At 38.0% G+C, this 22528-nt stretch carries 28 protein-coding genes and 1 riboswitch; of the genes, 22 read left to right on the top strand and 6 right to left on the bottom strand.

The features are described from left to right. Position 1: 1 nt before the first annotated feature. From ytfJ to JF53_RS01560, 4 genes are all read left to right on the top strand, one after another. Positions 2–535 (top strand): GerW family sporulation protein, encoded by a 534-nt coding sequence (gene ytfJ / locus JF53_RS01575; protein ID WP_047981581.1) that lies wholly within the window; start codon positions 2–4, stop codon positions 533–535. 87 nt (positions 536–622) lie between these two features. Further along, positions 623–1123, top strand: coding sequence for a thiol peroxidase (gene tpx / locus JF53_RS01570; RefSeq protein ID WP_047981582.1), 501 nt, complete (start codon positions 623–625; stop codon positions 1121–1123). 137 nt (positions 1124–1260) lie between these two features. Continuing rightward, positions 1261–2247, top strand: a complete 987-nt coding sequence (locus JF53_RS01565) for a class I SAM-dependent methyltransferase (protein WP_047981583.1) — start codon at positions 1261–1263, stop codon at positions 2245–2247. A 20-nt stretch (positions 2248–2267) separates the two neighbouring features. Then, positions 2268–3455 carry an acetate kinase gene (locus JF53_RS01560; RefSeq protein WP_047981584.1) on the top strand — a complete coding sequence of 396 codons (1188 nt, stop codon included), beginning with the start codon at positions 2268–2270 and terminating at the stop codon, positions 3453–3455. A 52-nt stretch (positions 3456–3507) separates the two neighbouring features. Here the strand turns inward: JF53_RS01560 and JF53_RS01555 are convergent, their stop codons facing one another. After that, a complete protein-coding gene (locus tag JF53_RS01555; protein WP_047981585.1) occupies positions 3508–3942 on the bottom strand; it encodes a universal stress protein in 435 nt (144 codons plus the stop codon). A 118-nt stretch (positions 3943–4060) separates the two neighbouring features. Between JF53_RS01555 and JF53_RS17665 the strand changes: the two genes are divergently transcribed. Beyond that, entirely contained in the window at positions 4061–4216 is a 156-nt protein-coding gene (locus tag JF53_RS17665; RefSeq protein WP_169750777.1) for a hypothetical protein, read from the top strand. A 145-nt stretch (positions 4217–4361) separates the two neighbouring features. Further along, on the top strand, positions 4362–5480 hold the full coding sequence (gene ald, locus JF53_RS01550; protein ID WP_047981586.1) for an alanine dehydrogenase: 1119 nt from the start codon (positions 4362–4364) through the stop codon (positions 5478–5480). A gap of 47 nt (positions 5481–5527) precedes the next feature. Here the strand turns inward: ald and JF53_RS01545 are convergent, their stop codons facing one another. Further along, positions 5528–6628 (bottom strand): M24 family metallopeptidase, encoded by a 1101-nt coding sequence (locus JF53_RS01545; protein WP_047981587.1) that lies wholly within the window; start codon positions 6626–6628, stop codon positions 5528–5530. Between the two features lie 153 nt (positions 6629–6781). On the opposite strand from JF53_RS01545, the gene JF53_RS01540 reads away from it, so the two are divergent. The 15 genes from JF53_RS01540 to JF53_RS01470 all read left to right on the top strand — a co-directional run bounded on the left by JF53_RS01540 (position 6782) and on the right by JF53_RS01470 (position 19653). Then, positions 6782–7447 (top strand): PspA/IM30 family protein, encoded by a 666-nt coding sequence (locus JF53_RS01540; RefSeq protein WP_047981588.1) that lies wholly within the window; start codon positions 6782–6784, stop codon positions 7445–7447. A 123-nt stretch (positions 7448–7570) separates the two neighbouring features. Next, positions 7571–8254 carry a metal-dependent hydrolase gene (locus JF53_RS01535; RefSeq protein ID WP_053351191.1) on the top strand — a complete coding sequence of 228 codons (684 nt, stop codon included), beginning with the start codon at positions 7571–7573 and terminating at the stop codon, positions 8252–8254. Positions 8255–8456: 202 nt separating this feature from the next. Beyond that, on the top strand, positions 8457–9794 hold the full coding sequence (locus tag JF53_RS01530; RefSeq protein ID WP_047981589.1) for a prepilin-type N-terminal cleavage/methylation domain-containing protein: 1338 nt from the start codon (positions 8457–8459) through the stop codon (positions 9792–9794). Positions 9795–9902: 108 nt separating this feature from the next. Further along, positions 9903–10313, top strand: coding sequence for a type II secretion system protein (locus tag JF53_RS01525; RefSeq protein ID WP_047981590.1), 411 nt, complete (start codon positions 9903–9905; stop codon positions 10311–10313). Further along, positions 10310–10744: a hypothetical protein gene (locus tag JF53_RS01520; RefSeq protein WP_047981591.1), complete on the top strand. Its 435-nt coding sequence runs from the start codon at positions 10310–10312 to the stop codon at positions 10742–10744. Before JF53_RS01525 ends, JF53_RS01520 begins: the two co-directional genes overlap by 4 nt. Position 10745: 1 nt before the next feature. Continuing rightward, positions 10746–12371 (top strand): GspE/PulE family protein, encoded by a 1626-nt coding sequence (locus tag JF53_RS01515; protein ID WP_047981592.1) that lies wholly within the window; start codon positions 10746–10748, stop codon positions 12369–12371. Between the two features lie 12 nt (positions 12372–12383). Next, positions 12384–13424, top strand: coding sequence for a type IV pilus twitching motility protein PilT (locus tag JF53_RS01510; protein ID WP_047981593.1), 1041 nt, complete (start codon positions 12384–12386; stop codon positions 13422–13424). Positions 13425–13427: 3 nt separating this feature from the next. Then, complete coding sequence (locus JF53_RS01505; protein WP_053071933.1) at positions 13428–14627, top strand: type II secretion system F family protein; 1200 nt, start codon at positions 13428–13430, stop codon at positions 14625–14627. Between the two features lie 45 nt (positions 14628–14672). Then, a riboswitch (cyclic di-GMP riboswitch) is annotated at positions 14673–14756 on the top strand. Positions 14757–14793: 37 nt separating this feature from the next. Next, complete coding sequence (locus tag JF53_RS01500) at positions 14794–15144, top strand: prepilin-type N-terminal cleavage/methylation domain-containing protein (protein WP_047981594.1); 351 nt, start codon at positions 14794–14796, stop codon at positions 15142–15144. Between the two features lie 84 nt (positions 15145–15228). Then, on the top strand, positions 15229–15975 hold the full coding sequence (locus JF53_RS01495; protein ID WP_047981595.1) for a prepilin peptidase: 747 nt from the start codon (positions 15229–15231) through the stop codon (positions 15973–15975). 12 nt (positions 15976–15987) lie between these two features. Beyond that, positions 15988–16902 (top strand): type IV pilus biogenesis protein PilM, encoded by a 915-nt coding sequence (gene pilM, locus JF53_RS01490; RefSeq protein ID WP_047981596.1) that lies wholly within the window; start codon positions 15988–15990, stop codon positions 16900–16902. 15 nt (positions 16903–16917) lie between these two features. Next, the gene (locus JF53_RS01485; protein WP_047981597.1) at positions 16918–17466 is read left to right on the top strand and encodes a hypothetical protein; all 549 of its coding nucleotides are present in this window, start codon (positions 16918–16920) and stop codon (positions 17464–17466) included. Further along, positions 17447–17962, top strand: a complete 516-nt coding sequence (locus JF53_RS01480) for a hypothetical protein (RefSeq protein ID WP_047981598.1) — start codon at positions 17447–17449, stop codon at positions 17960–17962. The genes JF53_RS01485 and JF53_RS01480 overlap by 20 nt, the downstream gene beginning before the upstream one ends. 82 nt (positions 17963–18044) lie before the next feature. Further along, positions 18045–18269: a hypothetical protein gene (locus JF53_RS01475; protein ID WP_047981599.1), complete on the top strand. Its 225-nt coding sequence runs from the start codon at positions 18045–18047 to the stop codon at positions 18267–18269. Positions 18270–18345: 76 nt separating this feature from the next. Further along, positions 18346–19653 carry a DRTGG domain-containing protein gene (locus tag JF53_RS01470; protein WP_047981600.1) on the top strand — a complete coding sequence of 436 codons (1308 nt, stop codon included), beginning with the start codon at positions 18346–18348 and terminating at the stop codon, positions 19651–19653. A 45-nt stretch (positions 19654–19698) separates the two neighbouring features. On the opposite strand, the gene JF53_RS01465 is transcribed toward JF53_RS01470, so the two are convergent. After that, on the bottom strand, positions 19699–19995 hold the full coding sequence (locus tag JF53_RS01465) for a YtpI family protein (RefSeq protein ID WP_047981601.1): 297 nt from the start codon (positions 19993–19995) through the stop codon (positions 19699–19701). Between the two features lie 114 nt (positions 19996–20109). Here JF53_RS01465 and JF53_RS01460 point away from each other — a divergent pair, with 114 nt between their 5' ends. After that, a complete protein-coding gene (locus tag JF53_RS01460; RefSeq protein WP_047981602.1) occupies positions 20110–21051 on the top strand; it encodes a DHH family phosphoesterase in 942 nt (313 codons plus the stop codon). Positions 21052–21250: 199 nt separating this feature from the next. Here the strand turns inward: JF53_RS01460 and JF53_RS01455 are convergent, their stop codons facing one another. From JF53_RS01455 to JF53_RS01445, 3 genes are all read right to left on the bottom strand, one after another. After that, on the bottom strand, positions 21251–21451 hold the full coding sequence (locus tag JF53_RS01455; RefSeq protein WP_047981603.1) for a hypothetical protein: 201 nt from the start codon (positions 21449–21451) through the stop codon (positions 21251–21253). A gap of 241 nt (positions 21452–21692) precedes the next feature. Beyond that, positions 21693–22196, bottom strand: coding sequence for a sporulation membrane protein YtrI (gene ytrI / locus JF53_RS01450; protein WP_047981604.1), 504 nt, complete (start codon positions 22194–22196; stop codon positions 21693–21695). Continuing rightward, a complete protein-coding gene (locus JF53_RS01445) occupies positions 22196–22528 on the bottom strand; it encodes a YtrH family sporulation protein (protein WP_047981605.1) in 333 nt (110 codons plus the stop codon). Before JF53_RS01445 ends, ytrI begins: the two co-directional genes overlap by 1 nt.

The following is a 22528-nucleotide window of genomic DNA, read 5'->3' as shown; positions in this document are numbered from 1 at the left end:
AATGGAGGAGCATCCGATTCAAGGATTAATGACAACCGCAATGGAAAACCTGAAGGATATGATTGAAGTAAATACAATTATCGGTGATCCTGTTGAATCCCCTGATGGTAGTGTTATTATCCCAGTGTCGAAACTAGGTTTTGGATTTGCTGCAGGTGGTAGTGAATTCGTATCCGGAAACACTCAAAGTGATAGTAGTAGTGAAGCTGTTTTTCCTTTCGGTGGTGGTAGTGGCGGTGGAGTTTCCATTACACCTGTCGCGTTTCTAATTGTTAGTCAAAAGGGTATTAAGATGGTACATCTAGATGAAAATACACATATTTATGAAAAAATGCTAGATTTTGCACCAAAAGCTGTCGAGAAAATCCAACAGTTATTAAAAGAAAGTGATTTAGGAAAAGGAAGTAAGAAAGAAAAAAAGGATTCAGAAGCTAAAAACGATCCAAAAGCCAAGGAAAATACTAAATCTGAGAATAAACAATCGGGGGATGATGACTCTGCATCCGAATCATCTTCTTCCATTTATGACATATAACCAATGACTGGCGAGTCTTAATTATTGGACATCGCCATTTATTTTTATCATAATTACTAGTGAGTATAATGATGAGGAGGAATGATTATGGTAAAGGTTACATTCCATCAAGATCCAGTTACATTAGTAGGAAATGAAGTGAAGGTTGGCGATAACGCGCCAGATTTTAATGTGTTAACGAATGACCTAGGAATAAAATCACTGGCAGATTACCAAGGGAAGATAAAATTAATCAGTGTTGTTCCATCAATCGATACTGGCGTGTGTTCCATCCAAACAAATCGATTTAATGAAGAAGCTAAGGAATTAGAAAATGTGAGCGTCATTACTGTTAGTATGGACTTGCCATTTGCTCAAAAACGTTGGCGAGAAGTCAATAATGTGGAAGATTTAGAGTTGTTATCAGACCATCGGGACGCTGATTTTGGTGAAAAATATGGTGTCCTAATAAAAGAATTACGATTATTAGCCCGGTCCATTTTTGTAATAGATTCCAATGATAAAGTAACCTACGTAGAATATGTTCATGAAGTTAGCGAACATCCGGACTATGATAAAGCGCTTGAAGAAGCGGAAAAAGCTGAATAAGACAAATAATAGCCCCCATAGTTACACGAAAAATGGGGGCTTTGTATTGTGGAAATCTTCCCACCAATTCATTATTTTGTACAGATGGGGGCGCATTTGGTACAATATAACGGGTCTAATAGAACGGAGGATTAATTATGGAAAAATCAAATGTGGAAACATTGTTTGAGTGGATGGATGAAACGACCCAAATCATTGAGCAACACATGAACGAACCTTATTTGGATAGTTTAATTCTTACACTAGAAACATTGTTCTATGACGGTGCAGACGAATCAATGGATGACATTCTTTCGCATAAATTACATACTGCCTTAAAACAAGTGACCATTGGGAATTATCAGCCTGATGAGATTCGTAAAGCAATTCAGTTCTCAGTTCTGAAGGGAATGAAGGATACCACGCAACAACAGCATATGATGACACCAGAAGCAATTGCTTTAATTGTTGGGTACCTTGCTCAAAAGCTAACAAATCACCAGGAGAAAATTCGCTTATTTGATCCAGCAAGCGGAACCGGGAATTTGGTAACAACCGTAAGCTCTCAGCTAGGTAAAACAGTTAATGCCTATGCGAGTGAAGTTGATCAAACGTTAATTCAATTAGCGGTAGTCAGTGCAAACCTTCAAAAAATAGAAATTGAATTTTTCCATCAAGATAGCTTGCGTCCATTTTTGTTAGATCCAGTTGATCTAATTGTTTCAGATTTACCGGTTGGATATTATCCAGACGATATTCGGGCAAGCACGTATGAATTAAAAGCAGATGAAGGGCATTCCTATGCGCATCATTTATTTATCGAACAAAGTATGAATTATACACATGATGGGGGCTATTTAATTCTACTAGTTCCGAATTTTATTTTTGATGGTGCTGGTTCTGATAAGCTACATGCTTATCTACAAAAGTATGCCCATATAATTGGAATGCTACAATTACCGGAAAGTGCTTTTAAATCAGAGAAAAATGCAAAAAGTATTTTAATCCTGAGGAAGAAAGGGAAACATACAGAAGGACCGAAACAACCATTATTGGTACAACTTCCTTCCCTGAAAAATACGAAAGCAATGGAAGATATTCTAGGAAAAATGAACAATTGGTTCAAAAATTATAATGTTAAATAACAACTAGGAGTGAAACAATCATGAGTAATGTATTAGCAATTAATGCAGGTAGTTCATCATTAAAATTCCAGCTTATTAAAATGCCAAAGGAAACGGTTGTAGCAAAAGGACTTGTTGAGAGAATCGGTCTTCCGGAAGCGGTTTTTGGTATTGAAGTTGACGGTAAAAAAGATAAAACGGTAACAGATATTCCGAATCATGAAGTTGCCGTGAAATTATTACTAGAAAGATTAACTACTTCAGGTGTTATTAAATCATTAGATGAAATCGATGCTGTTGGACATCGTGTGGTGCATGGTGGTGAGAAGTTTAATGATTCTGTATTAATTACCGAACAAGTACTAAAAGAAATTGAAGATATTTCAGAATTAGCGCCATTACACAATCCTGCAAATCTAACTGGTATTCGTGCTTTCCAGGAAGTGTTACCAACTGTACCTATGGTCGCAGTATTTGATACAGCATTCCATCAAACAATGCCACCGCAATCTTATTTATATAGCCTTCCATATGAATATTATGAGAAATATGGTATTCGTAAATATGGTTTCCATGGTACATCACATAAATATGTATCAGAAAGAGCAGCAGAGCTTTTGGACAAGCCTTTAGAGGATTTACGCCTTATTTCTTGTCATTTAGGAAATGGTGCAAGTATTGCTGCAATAAAAGGCGGCGAATCACTAGATACTTCGATGGGATTCACACCGCTAGCTGGTGTTACTATGGGTACACGCTCGGGAAATATTGATCCGGCTTTAATCCCGTATATCATGGAAAAAACGAACAAAACAGTTGAGGAAGTACTAAACGTTCTAAACAAAGAAAGTGGTATGCTTGCTTTATCTGGTTTCTCTAGTGATCTTCGTGATATTAAAGAGCAAGCAGGGGTAAATAAGCGTGCAGATCTTGCGCTTGATGTGTTTGCCGGAAGAATTCATAAATATATTGGTTCTTACGCTGCGAAAATGTCTGGTGTTGATGCAGTTATTTTCACTGCTGGTGTTGGTGAAAATAGTGATATTATCCGTGCCAAAGTATTAAATGGATTAGAATTCATGGGTATTTATTGGGATCCTGCACTTAACCACGCTGCAATAGGGAAAGAAGCTGTTATCAGCTATCCACATTCACCGGTGAAAGTTCTTGTTATTCCAACAAATGAAGAAGTTATGATTGCTCGCGATACAGTGCGTCTTTCTAATTAAAAAGTAAGAGGTTGAGACATAGGTATAATACGTATGTCTCAACCTTTTTTTATTAACGTATCACTAGCACATCACATGTAGCGTGTCGTGTAATGCTTTCAGAAACACTTCCAATTAGAAATCGCTCTACTGCATTCATACCGGTTGCACCACAAATGATTAAATCAGCTTGAAAGGTGGCAGCAATATCTTTCGCAATTTTAACTCGTGGAGATCCATATTCAATACAGCGGGAGATTTTTGAGATGCCTACTTCTTTTGCATTCTCAACATAGCTATCAACTAAGTCTTTAGCATAGTCATCGGCATGGTCTGCAAGTGTGCGATCATAGGCTTCGGCAGTAGCAAATGTGCGAGAATCTACTACATGTGCCAGAATCATATGGGCATTATTACGTTTTACAATATCAAGAGCTTTATTAAAGGCTTTCTCAGAAGCTTCAGATCCATCAATTGCTACTACGATATTTTTGTATTCAAATCTCATGTTCTTCTCCCCTTTCATTATCTACTTATAGTATACAATAAAAACGCTTACATTTGGTAAAAGTAGACAGGCTTTTGTTACAAATTAATGTACAAACTAAACTATGGAGGTGAGCATAATGGCTAAGAAAAAGAATAAACATGTTCTAGAAGAAGACCATCAAGGAGTTGCCGCGGTACAAAACCAGTTATTTGAAAGCTATCAAAGTGGAGTTGTGGAAGACCAATTACACAACAATCGCGGTATCTGGACATTTAATAATCGAAAGGCTTAATGCATTAACCTTCTAAGACGGTCTACCCTCAAAATTGGGGGTAGATTGTTTTTAATTTTTCAGATATGCTCATATTATAGTATTTATTATGAATAATTTTTGGTACAATGAAAGTGCTTACATTATAGTGGGGAAGGTGTTCCAAATGAATATCGGGATTCCGAGAGAAATTAAAAACAATGAAAACAGAGTAGCCATCACACCAGCTGGGGTACTAACCTTAACGAATGCAGGGCATCATGTGTTTATTGAAACTACTGCTGGTCTTGGATCAGGTTTTACTGATGAACAGTATCAACAAGCAGGAGCGAAGATTGTTGATTCTGCGGCGCAAGCATGGTCACAACAAATGGTCATGAAAGTAAAGGAACCACTTCCAGAGGAATATGGTTATTTCTACGAAGGGATGATTTTGTTTACATATCTGCATCTTGCGGCAGAAGCTTCTTTAACACGAGCATTAATTGAAAATAAAGTCGTTGGCATTGCATATGAAACGGTTCAATTGCAGAACGGCTCCTTGCCGTTATTGACTCCAATGAGTGAGGTTGCAGGAAGAATGGCTGCTCAAATCGGTGCACAATTTTTAGAAAAACCTGAAGGTGGTAAGGGAATATTACTTGCGGGTATTCCAGGGGTTAAACGTGCGAAAGTTACTATTATTGGTGGTGGTGTAGTCGGAGCAAATGCGGCTAAAATAGCTATTGGATTGGGAGCAAATGTCACGATTCTTGACCTTAATCCCGAAAGATTACGCTATTTAGATGATATTTTCGGCTCTTCTATTAACACAATGATGTCAAATCCAATGAATATTGCTGATTCGATTGCTGATTCAGATCTAGTCATTGGTGCGGTATTAATTCCAGGGGCAAAGGCTCCGAAGCTAGTAACAGAAGAAATGGTAAAACAGATGTCAGAAGGATCTGTTATTGTAGATGTAGCAATAGATCAAGGTGGAATTTTTGAGACAAGTGATCGAATTACCACGCATGATAATCCGACTTATACAAAACATGGTGTTGTTCACTACTCTGTTGCCAATATGCCTGGGGGAGTACCGCGAACTTCTACGATTGGTTTAACGAATGTGACGGTTCCATACGCCCTGCAAATTGCTAAGAAGGGCTATCAAGCAGCATGTTTAGGTAATCAGGCCCTACAAAAAGGGTTAAATACTGTGGATGGATATGTCACATATGAAGCAGTTGCACAAGCTCATGGCTTAGAGTATCGTTCACCAGTAGCACTTTTAGAACACTAAAAAAGTTGGGACTTAAGTATTTTTTACTTTACTTAAGTCCCAACTTTTTATTTCTTAATTATTTGTAATTCTTTTGGAAACTTCGTTAAAGTTTCCGCGCCATTTTCTGTCATAAAGATCATGTCTTCAATTCGAACTCCTGCAACGCCTGGTACATAAATGCCGGGCTCGATTGTAAAACACATGCCTGTCCGTAACGCTAGTTTGTTATTCCCGTGAATGGAAGGATATTCATGTGTTTCAATGCCTAAACCATGGCCGACACGGTGATTAAAGTAGCTACCATATCCACTTGCCTCAATATGGTCACGAGCTGCTTTATCGATTTGACCGACTTCGCTACCAAGTGTAGATGCTTCAATTGCTTTTAGTTGTCCCTCTAGTACGGTGTTGTAAATTGTTTTTTGTTCTTCTGTTATGGAGTCAAAGACAACGGTTCTTGTTATATCCGAGCAGTAACCTTCATAGATTACACCAAGATCAAATAAAACCATATCTCCCTTGGCTAGCTTACGAGTTCCTGGAGTTCCATGTGGTGAAGCGGTTTTATCTCCAAAGAGAGCCATTGTAGAAAAGGACATCCCTTGTACACCTTTTTTCTTAAGTTCATATTCAATAGTTGCAATAACTTCGAACTCACTTATGCCTTCTTTTAACGCATTTATTCCAGTTTGAACACCAAAGTCCGCTAACTCGGCAGCTTGTTTCAGTAAATCATATTCGTGTTGATTTTTGATAACACGGAGTGTGGCTACAATTTCTTGGGCATGCTTGATTTCAGTGTTTGGTAAGATTTGTTGAATAGTCGTATATCGGTTTAAGGTTAAATAATCTTCCTCAACACCGATTGTTGTAGGTATTTTTCCTTTGTTTGTTAGAAATGCTAGAAATAATTCCCATGGATCCTCATGATCATGATAATCGATGATGTCATGCGCCCATCCAGCAGCCTTTGCATCCTGTGTTTCCATTGCAGGGAGAATCATAACAGGCTCATGTTCGCTACTTACATAAACTGCAACAACACGCTCATGTGGGTCTGTATAATAATTGCTCATATAATATACGTTAGCTGGCGATGAAATAAGTATACTTTCTAATTTATTTTCCTGTAACGCTTGTAATAATCCTTCAATTCTTGTAGACATATTATTCACCTCATTTTATTACCTATTATTATAAACGTTTTAATAATTCGTGTACAACGAAGTAATTTTACGATTTGTTGAAACCTTTTTATTTCCCGTTCGTACTACTAATTAGAAAAGTGTTGTAAAATTTAAAAAATATGGAGGTTACTTATGTTTAAATTATTTAAACGAATGAAGACCATTGTCCATTCAGAATTAAATGCCATGTTGGATAAAGCAGAGGACCCAATTAAAATGCTTGATCAATTTCTCCGAGAGATGGGAGAGGAAATTCAAGAGGTCGAAGCTGCTGTTGCAAAGCAAATTGCGAATGAAAAAATCTTAAAAAGGAAGCTGGAAGATGCACAAGCTATGGTTGAAAAGCGCCAATTACAAGCAGAAAAAGCAGTTCTAGCTAGTGAAGATGACCTCGCAAGACGTGCTTTACAGGAAAAGAATGAATATGAAAAACAAGCTACTTTATTAACCGATTCCTACGAGCAAGCAAAAAATGACTCCCAAGTACTTAAGAGCAAATTAGAAGAGATGAAAAAAGAATATCAAGAAATGAATTTAAAAAAGGATTCCTTAAAAGCGCGCGCAGAATCCGCTAAGACCAGAACGAAAATCAATCGCACCATGTCTTCCATTGGTAGTGATGAATCACGTAGAGGATTTGAACGAATGGAAGAAAAGGTATTGCGCTTTGAAGCTGAGGCAGAGACTAGTGAGGATTTATCGGTACAAAGTCGTACGCTAGATGATGAGTTTAAAAAATTTGATTCACATGTAGATGACGAACTAGCAGAACTCAAGAAAGCAATGGGAAAAGAATAACGTAATCTAACCAATGATGGCGGCATTTTACTAAATGCTGTCTTTTTTTTCGTGTGGAAAGGATTTTTTATTTTAACGTAGAATTAGTATAGTAGAAGTATAAATATGAAAGGGATGAGTGTAATGAAGGTATCTTATCATGGCCACTCTGTAGTGAAGGTGGAAGCAGAGAAACACACGATAATAATTGATCCGTTTCTAACAGGAAATAGTAACTGTGATTTAAATCCAGATACAGTAAAGGCAGATTACATACTGCTTACACACGGACATAATGACCATGTAGGCGATACGGTGGAGATTGCTAAACGAAACAATGCCTTAGTAGTTGCTCCGAATGAACTAGCAAACTACTTAGCAACGAAAGGTATTACAACACATCCGATGCATATCGGCGGCTCCCATTTGTTTGATTTTGGGAAAGTAAAGCTTACACAAGCATTCCATGGTTCTTCCTATACGGAAGATGATAATACGACTATCTATACTGGTATGCCTGCTGGAATTATCCTAACAATAGAAGGGAAGACCATTTATCATCTAGGAGACACCGCGTTATTTACGGATTTAAAAATGTATGGGGATATGAACGAGATAGATGTTGCATTTATTCCAATCGGAGATAATTTTACAATGGGGCCAGATGATGCGTTAGTTGCCGCAGATTGGATTAAAACAAAAACCGTCGTTCCAATTCACTACAACACGTTTCCGGTTATAAAACAAGACCCAGATTTATTCGCCGAACGTGTTAAAACAGGTATCGGCAAGGTTATGAAAATCGGTGAAGTAATTGAATTAGTATAAGTGAGACCCAAGTACCTTGGAAGGAATCTGGTGGAGAGAGACGGGGCTGGTTAGGTAACGATCGTTAACCACTGTATTCTAGTATATTTTTCATAAAACTATGATAAAAGACTTAAGTCATTTGACTTAGGTCTTTTCGTGGTATAATAGAGATAATTCAGTAAATTCCAATAAACTATCTACTTTAAGAAGTGGTGACTATATGGTAAAAAGAATTTTGACGGCAGAAAGAGGTTTCACATTAATTGAATTATTAGGTGTTCTTGCGATTGTTACCATTGTATTTGGAATAGCTTATCACGTTTTATTTTCTGTCATTCAATATAATGAAAAAAGCCAAGCTGCTATTAGTTTAAAGCAGGAGGCAAACAGTGTGATCAGCGACATTAAACATACTCATCAAGGGGATAGTCCTTATCGTATTTGTTATGGAGATCTATTATGGAACGAAAACCTACAGATGCAATTATCTTTAAATACAACGATTATCAATAATACTAATCAATGCGTGGAACAGATTGACCCTAAGCAGGATTTAGCTGTCCAGCTAACCCTGTATGATTCTGACAATAATTCTATTGCTATTGAAACAACCATTGAAGGAAAAACTGATGAAACACTTGTACTTAAACGAAAAAATGGTCGTCAAAATTTTTATGATTATCTACTACAGGAGAATGTATTTGTGCATGGTTCACAGTTTGTGTTTGAAGGGAGTCGTGTAAATGGACCAAACGCGTCTATCGTTATAAAAGGGGATTGGAATGGTAGTCAATTGAATGGAGGGGCATTAACAAATACTTCGAATCTGTACATAGATGGGGATGTTTTCTTTGATGGTGGTAGTGCGGGACTAGGTTCTAGCATTTCACCAGGAAATATAGTTGTAAATGGAAATGCTACCTTCTGGTCTGGACGCCGGGCTATTTACGGTAATATGTTTGTTAATGGTGACCTCCGGCTGAAGGATGCAGAGATTCATGGAAATGTCTATGTTAATGGGAACGTAGAATTAGGCTGGACACCTTCCTTATCAGGAGAGTCCTCGATTTTTTACATAGGAAATTTATCACATCCGGCTAATTATAGTAACCAAATTCTAAAGAAGGTAATTCGGCAGGAAAGTGTGGCTCAAGAGCGTTTTCCAACAAATGAAATACCAGATTTAAAGGCGGATGAGTGGTTTGATGCGAATGGTTATACCGAAAAGATTTCAGGAAATCAAGCTGGAAAAATAATCGGAGATAATGTCCAACTAGATAGCTATAACGATGCTGCAAACGGTCAATATGTGGATAGCTTTACTGATTTTATTATCGTTAGTAAAGGAGACATTCAAATTGGTACAAAAAGTAGGGTACGGAAATTTTCAGGGGTTGTTATCGCTCCGAATGGGAAAGTAACCTTTAATGGTGAAACTTTCGAGGGAATTGTCATTGCGCGGGATGGTTTTTTTGTTAGAAGCGGAGGAACACAAGTAGATTTTCAGCAGTTAGGTGACTACTTCAGGAATGCAGAAGATTTTCCACTTGTTGATTAATTTTTCACACAGGACTATTCATTTGGAAGGAAGTATTGTCCTTCATAAGTTCCTACTGATTAATAGAGTGTTTAATAGGTTAAAGGCTTAGGCGGGGAGTGAAATCAGATGAAACAGAGTAATAGTTATGGCTATACGTTAATAGAATTACTAGCCTCCATCGTCATATTAGCTACTGTTGTAACTTTTTTTATCCCAATATTTTCGACTATTATGAAATGGTCTGATCAGGCAGATGAGGAGCTAATCGCTAGTAACTTATTAGGAAAAGTGTCACAGGAGTTAAAAGTCGATTCGGAAGTATTCAATGCTTCTGATATCCCTTATTGCCAGAGCGGTAATTCGTTTAAAAAAACCTACCATTCTTATGCAATTGATGAAAAAGTTTACCAGGTAGATTTATTAGCCTGTCAGGAAGAACAAGTTGATTTAGTGCGGACAACTATTCAGCTATTTTCTAGCACGAATCAGCTCTTACGTGAATCCTATACCTATGTTCCGATTGGGGGACAAAAATGAAACCGATACAGAATGAGTCAGGAGCTACGTTAGTGTTGACGCTTGGGATTATTACCATCGTTTTATTGTGTATTATGGCGCTATTTTCACAGTTAGCTAACACCACGCAGCAGATCAATAAGACGGAACAAATAACCATGTCCGAGCAAATTGCAGCAATGGGAGTGGACTACTACCGAGCTTATACAGAGGATCATATGCCTAGGGAACTGGAGTCGAATGAAGCGATAGCATTACCAGATTTTCCACTTCTAGAGAAATTCATTTTAGATGATGGGCAAGGAAATGTTTCCTTTTGGATCAAAAGCCATTCTTTACAGGAACTATCTGAATCGGAAATGATGATTCATTTTACTAGCGTGGGACAAGCATTTGGAGAAATAACGGAGACGGAATCCTCCATCAAAATAACAATTGAAAGTGGTGAATAATATGGTTGCACGTAAACGTCTTGGGGACTTGTTAATCGATGCTGGTATCGTTACAAATGAACAAATTAATGAAACACTAGAATTTAAAAAGCCCGACCAAAAGCTTGGAGATGCCTTATTAGAGCGGGGTTATATTACCGAGCGACAATTAATCGAGGTGTTAGAATTTCAATTAGGTATTCCACAAGTTTCACTATATCAATATCCCGTTGATCAGCAGGTATTAGGCTACATTCCGAGAGAAGTAGCACAACGAAATTTTATTATGCCATTAAAAATTCAAGACAGCTCACTCGTAATCGCTATGAAGGACCCGATGGATTACTATGTTATTGATGATTTAGAACTATCAACTGGTCTTACAATCTCACCAGTGATTTCCACAAAAGACGATATTTCGTATGCCATTAATAAACACTACGTTAACGATGAACAAAGCATTCATTTCGATATGGCAGATAGTAATGATGAAGCACCCGTCATACGCTTATTAGATCAATTATTAAATACTGCAGTGCAATTAAAAGCAAGTGATCTTCATATAGATCCCCAGGAGGATAACATGTTGATTCGGTACCGGATTGACGGGAGACTCCAATCGGACAATATACTGCCCAAATCATTACAGAATTCATTAGTAGCCAGAATAAAAATTCTCGCCGACTTAAACATTACTCAGACAAGATTACCACAGGACGGCCGTATCAAAATGATGGTGGATACAACACCGGTCGACCTACGTATATCCTGTTTGCCTACAGTGCATGGAGAAAAAATTGTCATCCGAATATTAGATTTAAATAATGCATTAATGCAGCTAAGTGAATTGAATTTTTCGCGGGATAATCATCAAAAATATCGCCAATTAATTTCGCAACCATCTGGATTGGTCTTATTAACGGGTCCGACAGGCTCTGGTAAAACGTCAACATTATATGCATCTATTAATCATTTGAATAAAGAGCAGGTTAATATCGTCACAATTGAGGATCCAGTAGAACTTCCATTGCGTGGAATTAATCAGGTGCAGGTACATAGTTCCATAGGCTTAACATTTGCTAGTGGGTTACGGTCGATTCTAAGACAAGACCCTAATATCATTATGGTTGGTGAAATACGTGATCAGGAAACAGCAGAAATAGCGATACGTGCGTCCTTAACCGGTCATATCGTGTTTAGTACCTTACATACCAATAGTGCGATTGATACAGTTCCACGTTTAATCGATATGGGAATAGAACCTTATTTAGTAGTATCCTCCTTAAACGGTGTTGTAGCCCAGCGTCTCGTACGGAAAATATGTCGGGATTGTCTGGAAAAGCGGGAGGTAACTGTGATGGAAGAAGAAATTTTTGCTAAAAATGATGTCGCGGTAGAACATGTATTTTACGGCAAAGGGTGTAGCAGCTGTCATCAACAAGGATACCGGGGAAGAGTAGCTGTACATGAGGTACTTGTGCTAGATGATTATGTAAAAGGGATGTTACTAAATAATATATCGGTACAGGAGATTAAATCCTATACCAGATCACAAGGTATGCGTTCGCTATTACAGGATGGTTTAGAAAAGGTCAGTGCTGGATTAACGACTATGGAAGAAATTATGCAAATATCAATTAGTATTTAAGGGGGGATAACGATGAAAGATCAATTCAATCAGTGGTTAACAGAGGCATACCACTCGAATGCTTCAGATGTACATTTGACGATTGGCAAGGCACCGATTTTTCGAATAAATGGGAGATTAATAGAACAGAACAAGGAAAAGATCTCTCCCTCGATAACTAAAATCATTGTGCAGGATATTTTACCAGAGGAATTATGGAATCAATTAGAGCGTAAACGTGAATTAGATTTCTCCTATGGGATAAGTGGTGTTGCTCGCTTTCGCATTAATACTTACTACCAAAGAGGGGAACTTTCCTTAGCTATCCGACTAGTCCCAACAGTGATTCCCTCCATGGAGGAGCTCTATTTACCATTTGTAGTGAAGCGGCTTGTCCAGTATACACATGGTCTTGTTCTGGTCACCGGTCCTACAGGAAGTGGAAAAAGTACGACCTTAGCAGCAATGGTGGACTATATGAATCAAACGATGAAAAAGCATATTATCACATTAGAGGATCCAATCGAGTATATGCATACACATCAGCAGTCTGTAATTGATCAGCGGGAGGTAGGCTTTGATACGAATAGTTTTGCTGGTGGTCTTCGAGCATGTTTAAGACAAGATCCGGATGTGATTTTAGTTGGAGAAATGCGTGATTTAGAAACCATCTCAACGGCGATAACTGCCGCAGAAACAGGGCATTTAGTGCTTGGGACTTTACATACAACAGATGCTGTTTCCACGATTGAACGAATAATTGATGTGTTTCCGTCCGAACAGCAGGATCAAATTCGAATTCAATTATCCGCAATTTTGCGGGCGGTTATTTCACAGCGACTCTTAATTACAAAGAATAATACTGGTAGACGTGTTGCAACCGAGGTGTTGCTTAATAACTCTGGAGTAAAAAATCTTATCCGGAATGAAAAGCTGCACCAAATTCAGAGTGTGTTACAAACATCTAAAGAACAAGGAATGCACACAATGGAAATGGATGTGAAGCGATTAATTGAGGCGAATGAAATAGCCTATGAAACAGCAGCTCCTTTTTTACAAGAAAGGGGATATTAAGTTTTGAACTATCAATATCTTGCTAAAAATATGGCTGGTGAGCAGGTTACTGGAAAGCTGGAGGCTGAATCGAAAGAAGCGGCAATTAACACACTTGAGAAAGAAAAGTTATTTGTGCTAAAGCTTCAGGAGACGACGTTATGGAACAAGGATATCACGTTAACGAAGCGTGTAAATCGAAAAGAATTTGTCTTGTTTTTACGACAATATGCTACATTGATTCATGCTGGAATTCCAATTTCGGGTGCGACTAAGACGATGGCTGAGCAAACAGATAATAGAGTATTGAAATCTACGTTAACCGATATTGATAAACAATTAGAAAGCGGAGAAGCACTATCTAAGGCTGTCTCCAAGCATCCGAAGGTCTTCCCAAGTCTTTTAGTGAATATGATTAAAGCTGGAGAAGCAAGTGGTAAATTAGACGAGATTTTAGTAGAGATGGCCGATTATTTTGAAAGGGAATATCGAAACAGGCAGCGAATTATATCTGCGCTTCTTTATCCAAGTGTCGTAGGTATGATTACACTAATTTTAAGTGTCTTTTTATTAGTGTTTATCGTGCCCCAATTTGTTGGCATGTTTGATTCCTTTGGACAAGAGATACCCGCATTTACTCACTTTGTATTAGCGGTTAGTACTTTTGTGGCAAATTTCTGGTGGATGATGCTTATTGTTTGTATCGGGATCATCATTCTTTTTTCATTTTTGCTAAAACGAGACGCATTTTCATACAAGGTAGATGATAGAAAGCTAAGATTTCCGTTAATCGGTACACTTGTACTTAAAGGCGAGCTTGTACGGATGACTACGACGTTAAGTACACTTGTGAACAGTGCGGTACCAATTTTGCAAGCAGTAGAGATTACAGAATCTGTCGTAGGGAATCGAGTATTAAAAGCTGTTTTAAAAGACGTACGAAAGTCATTGGCGGATGGAGACTCAATGACTATTCCGATGAAAGCGCATTGGACAATTCCGCCATTAATCATTCAAATGATGCAAATCGGTGAAAAAACCGGTACGTTAGATCAGATGCTATTAAAGGCGGCAGAATTTTACGAGGAAGAAGTAGTGCAATTATCGAACCGAATGAAAACGTTAATTGAACCATTGATGATTATTATCTTAACATTTATCGTCGGAAGTATTATTGCAGCAGTTGTAATTCCAATGTTTGCACTTTTTGAAAATTTACAATAAATTGTGTAGATAATTGTCAGAGTATCACGTATAATAGGACCAGGGACTAAAGTAGGATACAATGATTAACTATCTGTATGTGGGCACTTGGATAGTTAGGAGTAAGTAGTGCAACCGACCGACTATGTTTATACGGTATAAATTATAGTAAAAGGTGGGGGAATACATGTTAAAGCGTTTATGGAAAAAGGATAAAGGTTTTACATTAGTAGAATTACTTGCAGTTATTGCTATATTAGCAATTATTTTAGCTATCGCAGTACCGGCAATCGGAAATGTTATTGCAAACTCCAAAGAAGATGCCAATGATGCCAATCATAAATTGTTTGAGAATGCTGCTAGATTAGCAGATGTATCTGGTGAATTTGGCGATGATGACAGCATTACATTGAATGAATTAGTAGAAATTGGATTTTTGGAAGGAATTCCAGATAAACCGGGAGCAGACGGTGAAACATACAGTGGTACGGTCAAGAAGCAAGATAGTACATATCAATATGTTGAAGACGAGAAATAAATAGAGTAATGAAATTATTCTTAGCCTTGCATTTTACTTGCAGGGCTTTTTCACGACAACGTTAGGATGCGGGGAGGCTAGGAGATGAATGTGGTTTTCTTTTTTATACTTGGGCTCATCTTTGGCTCGTTTTTTAATGTTGTTGGGATGAGGTTACCACTAAATAAACCATTTGCGAATGAGCGGTCAGAGTGCCCTAGTTGTCACCAAACACTAACCTGGTATGAGCTTATTCCAGTAGTATCTTTTGTGCTGCTAGGCGGGAAGTGCCGTCAGTGCAGAAAACGGATTTCGGTTATGTATCCTGTAGTGGAACTATTAACGGGCTGTTTATTTGTGTTAAGTTATCTGCAGTTTGGTATTCGTTTGGAATTGGCTGCTAGCTTATTACTCGTTTCGATGTTAACGATTATCTTGGTTTCAGATATTTCCTATATGATTATCCCTAATAAGATTTTACTTTTCTTCTTACCATTATTTTGTTTAATCCGAATCATAGAGCCATTTGATCCGTGGTACTCACCGATTATCGGTTCCCTTGTAGGATTTGTAATTATTGCGATAATTATTATTGTTAGTCGTGGCGGAATGGGAGCAGGTGATATGAAGCTTTTTGCAGTATTAGGAGTTATTTTAGGGCTAAACAAGGTCTTATTAGCATTCTTTCTCTCTTGTATTACAGGTGCTATGGTTGGGGCAGTCCTACTGCTATTTAAGGTAGTTGAGCGTAAGCAACCCGTTGCGTTTGGGCCATATATTATTATTGGTACAATCTTAGCGTATTTCTATGGTGATCCAATCTTAGATTGGTATTTATCAAACATAGTTTAAGAAGGTGGAAGCATGAAACTATTGCAGAAAAATAGAGTGAATATCGTTATTACCAATCGGGTACTGCGATATTCTTTACATAATAGTTCTTCTCCAGAAGGCTTACTTGATAAAGGAGAGCTTAACCTGCCACATGAAGTTATTAAAGATGGGGCGATTGTAAACAGAGCTGCATTTTTGAAAGCTGTTTCAACCTTGGTTAAAAAGAAAAACTGGAAGGGAAAACCGCTCTACTTCTGTTTACCTGATGATACGGTCGTAATTCGAAATCTACAAATTCCCGCTGTATTAACTGAGGAAGAGTCTTTACACTATGTATCCACGCAATTAGGGCACAGTTTTTACTTGCCGTTTGCCAATCCTTCACTGGCAATTGAATTCTTAGAGGAAGAGAATCAATTACGAAATATTCTGCTATACGCATATCCCAATGAGAAGATAGTGGCTTTTGAAGAAGTGTTTCGGCAGGCTGGACTAAAGCCAGTGGTAGCAGATTTAACTTCTTTATCAGTATATCGTCTCTATTATAAACGAATCAGAATGGAACATGATCATGTGTTACATATACAGTGGAATACGGACGCATTAGTGGTAACGGCTTTTCAAAATCATAAGGCAATTTTTACACGATATATTAAAGTGACAGTAAGTGAACGACAGGAGGAAATGACGGAGCAGAGTACAGAGCGGCTAATGAATGAGTACTTAATAGAAGTAAGACGGATAATTGATTTTTACCAATTCTCGATTTCAAAGGGACAAGCCTCCATCAATTTAGTTTTATTGTCGGGGGACGTCCCCTATCTTCCTAGAATTTGGAAGTCGTTACGTGAAACATTGCCAATGGAAGTTCTAACATTTACTGATATTGTACAAGAGGTTAAATATGTGGACGTATTAGGTTTAGCCTTAAAACAAGAAGTATAAAAAGGGGAACAATCCATGAATGTAGAAATAAATTTTCTTCAAAAGAAAACGAAAAAAAACCTTGCTCCATATTTGGTTGGAATCCTAGTACTTCTTTGCGTACTAACAATACTTGCTACTGTTTTCGTTCAAAGATATACATTAGAAAAATCAGTTACGGAGAAAAGAGAAGTGTTGACACAGCTGGAAATAGTTAGTTCAAAACAAGCAGATATTATAAATGAAAATGCTATAAATGTACAATCTATACTAGCAACATTAATGCAAGAAACACAGCCAACAGTGCGATTGTACAATGATTTGTTAGAGCCTGTACAGCCTGATAGTTCGTTTATTTCGTATCAGCATACAGAGGAGAACCAACTTATTATTGAAGCTCATTTTTCAAGCTTAGCACATGTGGCCCAATATATTTCTGAGGTGGATAGTAAGTCTTATGTGAATGACGTTCAATTAACAGCTGTCAATCTAACCGATGAAGGATATGATGCTACTCTAACCGTCATACTTAATTCTAACGCTGCCAAAGAGGAGTTGCGTGAATATGAATCAGAAATGGACTAGAAGCTATACGTTACTATTCGTTGCTAGTTTTATTGGAGCGGGACTTCTATATGGTAGTCTACATGTTGGGCTCATCAGACCGTTAGCAATGGAAGAAAGTAGATTAGATCAAGAGCTAGCGATGTATGAAAAATCTGCAACCGAGTTAGAAGATATACCAAATGATAAGAATGATTTTGCCGCACCAACCATTCACCAGCAAATTCCTACTGAAAAAGCAACTGCTAGTGTCGTAGAACAACTTGAACAAGTAGCAAAACAATCGAACGTAACGATTACGTATATGGACGCGCGTGATTTAGAAAAAAACAATATTCAAGTACAAGCAGCATCCTATTTCGTGGAAGTGGATGCTGCGGAAGGTATAGCAGTCACTAATTTTCTGGAAGCAATACTCCACAATGAACGATTTATAACAGTGGATATGCTGGATGTTCGCCGGTCTGAGGTGGGGGTCCATGCCATTATAACCTTTACAACTTATTATACGAATTAGCTTTTGATGATTGTTGGGAAGTAAGTTCTGTTTACCCTAGCTTGTTCATAAACATACTACTAATAGGTTAAGGGGGGATTTGATGAGACATTATGCGATATTACGCTTATTGTTAGCTGCATTTTTTTTATATTTCGCTTGGCCACTTATTCCTGCAGCAAAATCACAAGTGGAGATGATTTTTTGGGCGAGCTGGTTAGGTTTTTTGGTTCTAGTAGTAGGGGCAAATTTTGCAACACTACTTCAATTATCTGAACCACCAGTTATGGAACAGAATTATGAGCGAATTAGACAAACAGATTCTTAAACATTGAGCAGATAGCCATTCATCTGTATACTATAGTTACGTAATATGACTAGTACAGTTGAAAGTCGGTGAACAATTGGCAACAAAACATGAACAAATTATCCAACACATTGTTTCATTAAATGTTGGGAGTAAAATTTCAGTAAGACAAATTGCAAAAGGCTTAAATGTTAGTGAAGGCACCGCTTATCGTGCAATAAAGGAAGCGGAAAATATTGGCCTTGTTAGCACGATTGAACGAGTGGGAACCATTCGAATTGAACGGAAGAAAAAGGAAAACTTTGAACGACTTACTTTTGCAGAAGTAATCAATATTGTGGATGGTCAAGTGCTAGGTGGACGAGAAGGACTACATAAAACCTTAAATAAGTTTGTTATCGGTGCGATGCAGCTCGATGCGATGATGCGCTACACGGAAGCAGATTCTTTATTAATCGTGGGAAACCGCGTAAAAGCACATGAATTAGCGCTTAGTGAAGGCGCAGCAGTGCTCATTACTGGTGGATTTGATACGGAGGATTATATTAAGCGGCTAGCAGATGAAAAACAGCTTCCGATCATCTCGACGAGCTATGATACGTTTACGGTTGCTGCAATGATAAATCGTGCTATCTATGATCAACTAATCAAGAAGGAAATCGTGTTTGTTGGCGATATCTGTACACCTATTGAGCAAGCACATTATTTGAAAATTGGTGACAGTGTAAGGGAATGGTATACGATAAATGAGCATTCCACTCACTCGAGGTTCCCAGTTCTTGATGAGCGAAATCGTGTTGTCGGAATTGTAACATCAAAGGATATTATCGGGAAGGACAGTGATTTTCCGATTGAGAAGGTTATGACCAAGCACCCCATTGTGGTTCAATCAAAAACGTCATTAGCGTACGTAGCTCATATGATGGTTTGGGAAGGCATTGAAGTTGTACCTGTAGTTGATGAAACATCAAGCTTAATAGGAATTGTGTCGAGACAAGATGTGTTAAAAGCACTTCAGCAAATACAACGTCAGCCACAAATCGGGGAAACGATTGATGATATCGTGAAAAAGAATATTGATTCGCTAGAAGAGGATAAGACGATTTTTCAAGCAAAGGTTATTCCCCAGATGACGAATCAATTAGGAACACTATCCCATGGTGTCTTTACCACACTAGTTACGGAGGCAAGTAACCGATTATTGCTTCAGTTGAAAAAAGGTGATTTAGTAGTGGAAAATCTGACCGTATACTTTATGAAGCCTGTTCCGATTGATTCTACGTTAATCATTAAGCCACAATTATTAGAGGCAGGACGAATTTATGCGAAGATTGATGTGGAAGTGTTTAATGAGAAAAATCTAGTCGGTAAAGCACTGCTAATGGCACATATTATGGACCGTTAGATTACTTAATTAGCAGTACATAAAGAAAAAGCTGACTAGTGAAACCTAGTCAGCAGGGTTCAAACGTCTCCATTCACTACGGTAGTGCTTCGTTTCTTTAAATCCTCGTACAAGCTGTAAGACACCGAGTACAATAAATATGATACCGATAAAAAGTGAAATGCGAGTCTGATAAAATATGTATTGGTTTATTCCAAAAAATAGGATGAAAGCACCAAGGCAAATTCTTGCTTTTGCATTAAAGTATGCTTGTGTCAAACCATCCTTAGTTTTTAAAATAGCTACCTTGTAATATAAATACATTACAATGGAAAGCACAATCACGATAGGAAAAATAATCATAGGTATCTACTCCTAATTTTATATGTTAACCATTTCAACCCATATTGTAGCATCTTAACAGTAATATTAGCTAGTTATTAGGTAGATTTAGATACTTAAAAAAGGAGAACACGCATGTCTATTCAAGCAATCCAAGCAGCAATTAAAGAATACAACACGATTATTATTCATCGTCATGTACGCCCAGACCCAGATGCGCTAGGTTCACAGGCGGGCTTGCGGGAATTAATTCAAGCAACCTATCCGGACAAAAAGGTCTATGTAGTAGGGGAAGATGATCCTTCCTTAACGTTTTTAGTCAAAATGGATCAAATTGACGATGCTGTTTTTGAAAATGCGCTCATTATCATTTGTGATACTGCAAATACGGCTCGAATTGATGATTCGCGTTATACATCAGGTGATAAGATTATTAAAATTGACCATCATCCGAATGTCGATCCATATGGTGATATTAGCTGGGTGGATACGACGGCTAGTTCAACTAGTGAGATGATATATGAATTATTTACGAAGGCAGAAGAAATGGAAATGAACGAGGCAGCAGCGAGGCTACTCTATGCTGGAATAGTAGGTGATACAGGTCGCTTCCTATTTCCTAGCACAACAAAGAAAACCCTTCAGTATGCCGCAGAGTTAGTCGCATATGACTTTGATCGTTCACAGCTATATGATGGTATCTACAATGTAAAAGACAATCTGGCCAGATTGCGCGGTTATATTCTTCAGAACTTTACATTGGAACAGGATGGGCTGAGTGTCATCAAATTAACAAAGCCTATTTTGGAGCAATTTCAGGTTAGTGTGATGGAGACAGGGCAGCTGGTCGGTACACTTGGGGATGTAGAAGGTATATTAGTATGGGTATTCTTCATCGAAGAAGATGATCAAATCCGTGTTCGTCTTCGTTCTAAAGGACCAGTAATAAATGAAGTTGCTGCAGCCTATAATGGTGGAGGACATCCATTAGCATCAGGCGCATCTGTGTATTCTTGGGACGAGGCCGCAGAAGTGGTGAAGGATTTACACCATGTAATTCAAGCATATAAGAACTAACCAAACATACTAAAATTTGTAGCTGGGACATACGGAAAGTGAGTAGGTAAATAGATGGACCTTGCAGTCATGTAGCGTAATAGACTCTTTGAAAAAGACAATCTCTTTTTCTGCATCGATCTACTACTGCCTAAGCGAGTGTTGTGCACCAACAGTCGGACTGTAACTTACCATCATCACTTTTTGTCCCAGGCTTAGTTTAACTGCTTTTACTCTTCTTTATTACGGGTATAAACCAACATCCTGCTGGTGTTTCGTCGTAATAAACCTCTAGCCCGAATTTTTCAATGTCCCTCTTAATTAAGCGGATCAGTTCTTTCGATTCTGCATAGGCAGTACGACCATTTCTCAATTGTTCAAGCTTACGGTCACGAATTCGTCTTTCATTCATGATTAACATGTGAATCCTCCCCTTTCTTAAAAGATGGGAATAAAATTTAACATTATGTGTTGCAGTTCGTTTATGAGCTTTTCTGTTTTGCATGGAGTAGCGATTTATCTCTAGCTTTATTTTACTGGAAAGTAACTAAAATTCCTATTGGTTGGCGTGTTGTTTCATGAAACGTTCACACAATTAAGGAAAAGAAAAAAAGCCCTTACCCTTAAACTTATGCTAAGGGTAAGGGGATAGTGTCTGTTAGTTAATCAGAAATTTTTGCTTCGGTTACAATTTTGACAGTCTTAGAGATGATTAATCGTTTTATTTCAAAGCTATAGGTGAAATCGTCCACTCGAAATGTTTTATTCTCAATGGAGGATAACAATAAAACGTCGTTCTCGGCGATTGTGTCGACGTTGCTCCCTAATATCTCTTTAATTTCTTCTTTAATTAATTCCTCTAACTGGTTCTGTAATAGTTTATCAATCTTTAAATCATCCGCATTTAGAATTTCTAAGTCAATTTCTTCAACCGTTATGGATTGCTTGTTTTTTTCGTTTAGATCTTCTTTATCTTTTTCTAATGCTTCAATTTTAAGCTGCGCGTCATGGAGTTCTTTCTGGATACTACTATTTTCGGCAAGTAACCGTTCATACATCGTTCCATACATAAAGATAACAATCCAATAGGCAAGTAGTGCTCCGAATAATACACCTACGAAAAACCGCTGCCAGCCTGGTCTTCTATGATAAGGTGGTACATGCATTAGGTTACATCCTCCTGGATTAGCCATCCGATAATCACCATCGCCATTTTGGCTCCTCCCATGGCGGAAAGGATTAGTAATCCTTGCTTTAAAAGATCAATAGAAGAACCGTCTATTAACCCCTTTTGTAAATTTTCGATGGCATCAAAGGTTCCACCAATCGCAGCTACAATACCCCAGATACCCAGTTTTCTAGCAAGTCTGGCCATTTCGGTAAACGGTGCATCACCAGTAGCAAACGCGCCAACGCTTCCGATAAGTGTTCCCCCAAGAATGACCCCGAAAGCGATGAAAAAGCAATGGATAAATTGTGCGAAAAATCTTTCTTCCAT

Origin of the sequence: Ornithinibacillus contaminans, assembly GCF_001038425.2 — a bacterium.
Classification (GTDB): Bacteria; Bacillota; Bacilli; order Bacillales; family Amphibacillaceae; genus Ornithinibacillus; species Ornithinibacillus contaminans.
The sequence above is the reverse complement of the archived record's forward strand: the minus strand, read 5'-3'. Positions and strand labels throughout refer to the sequence as shown.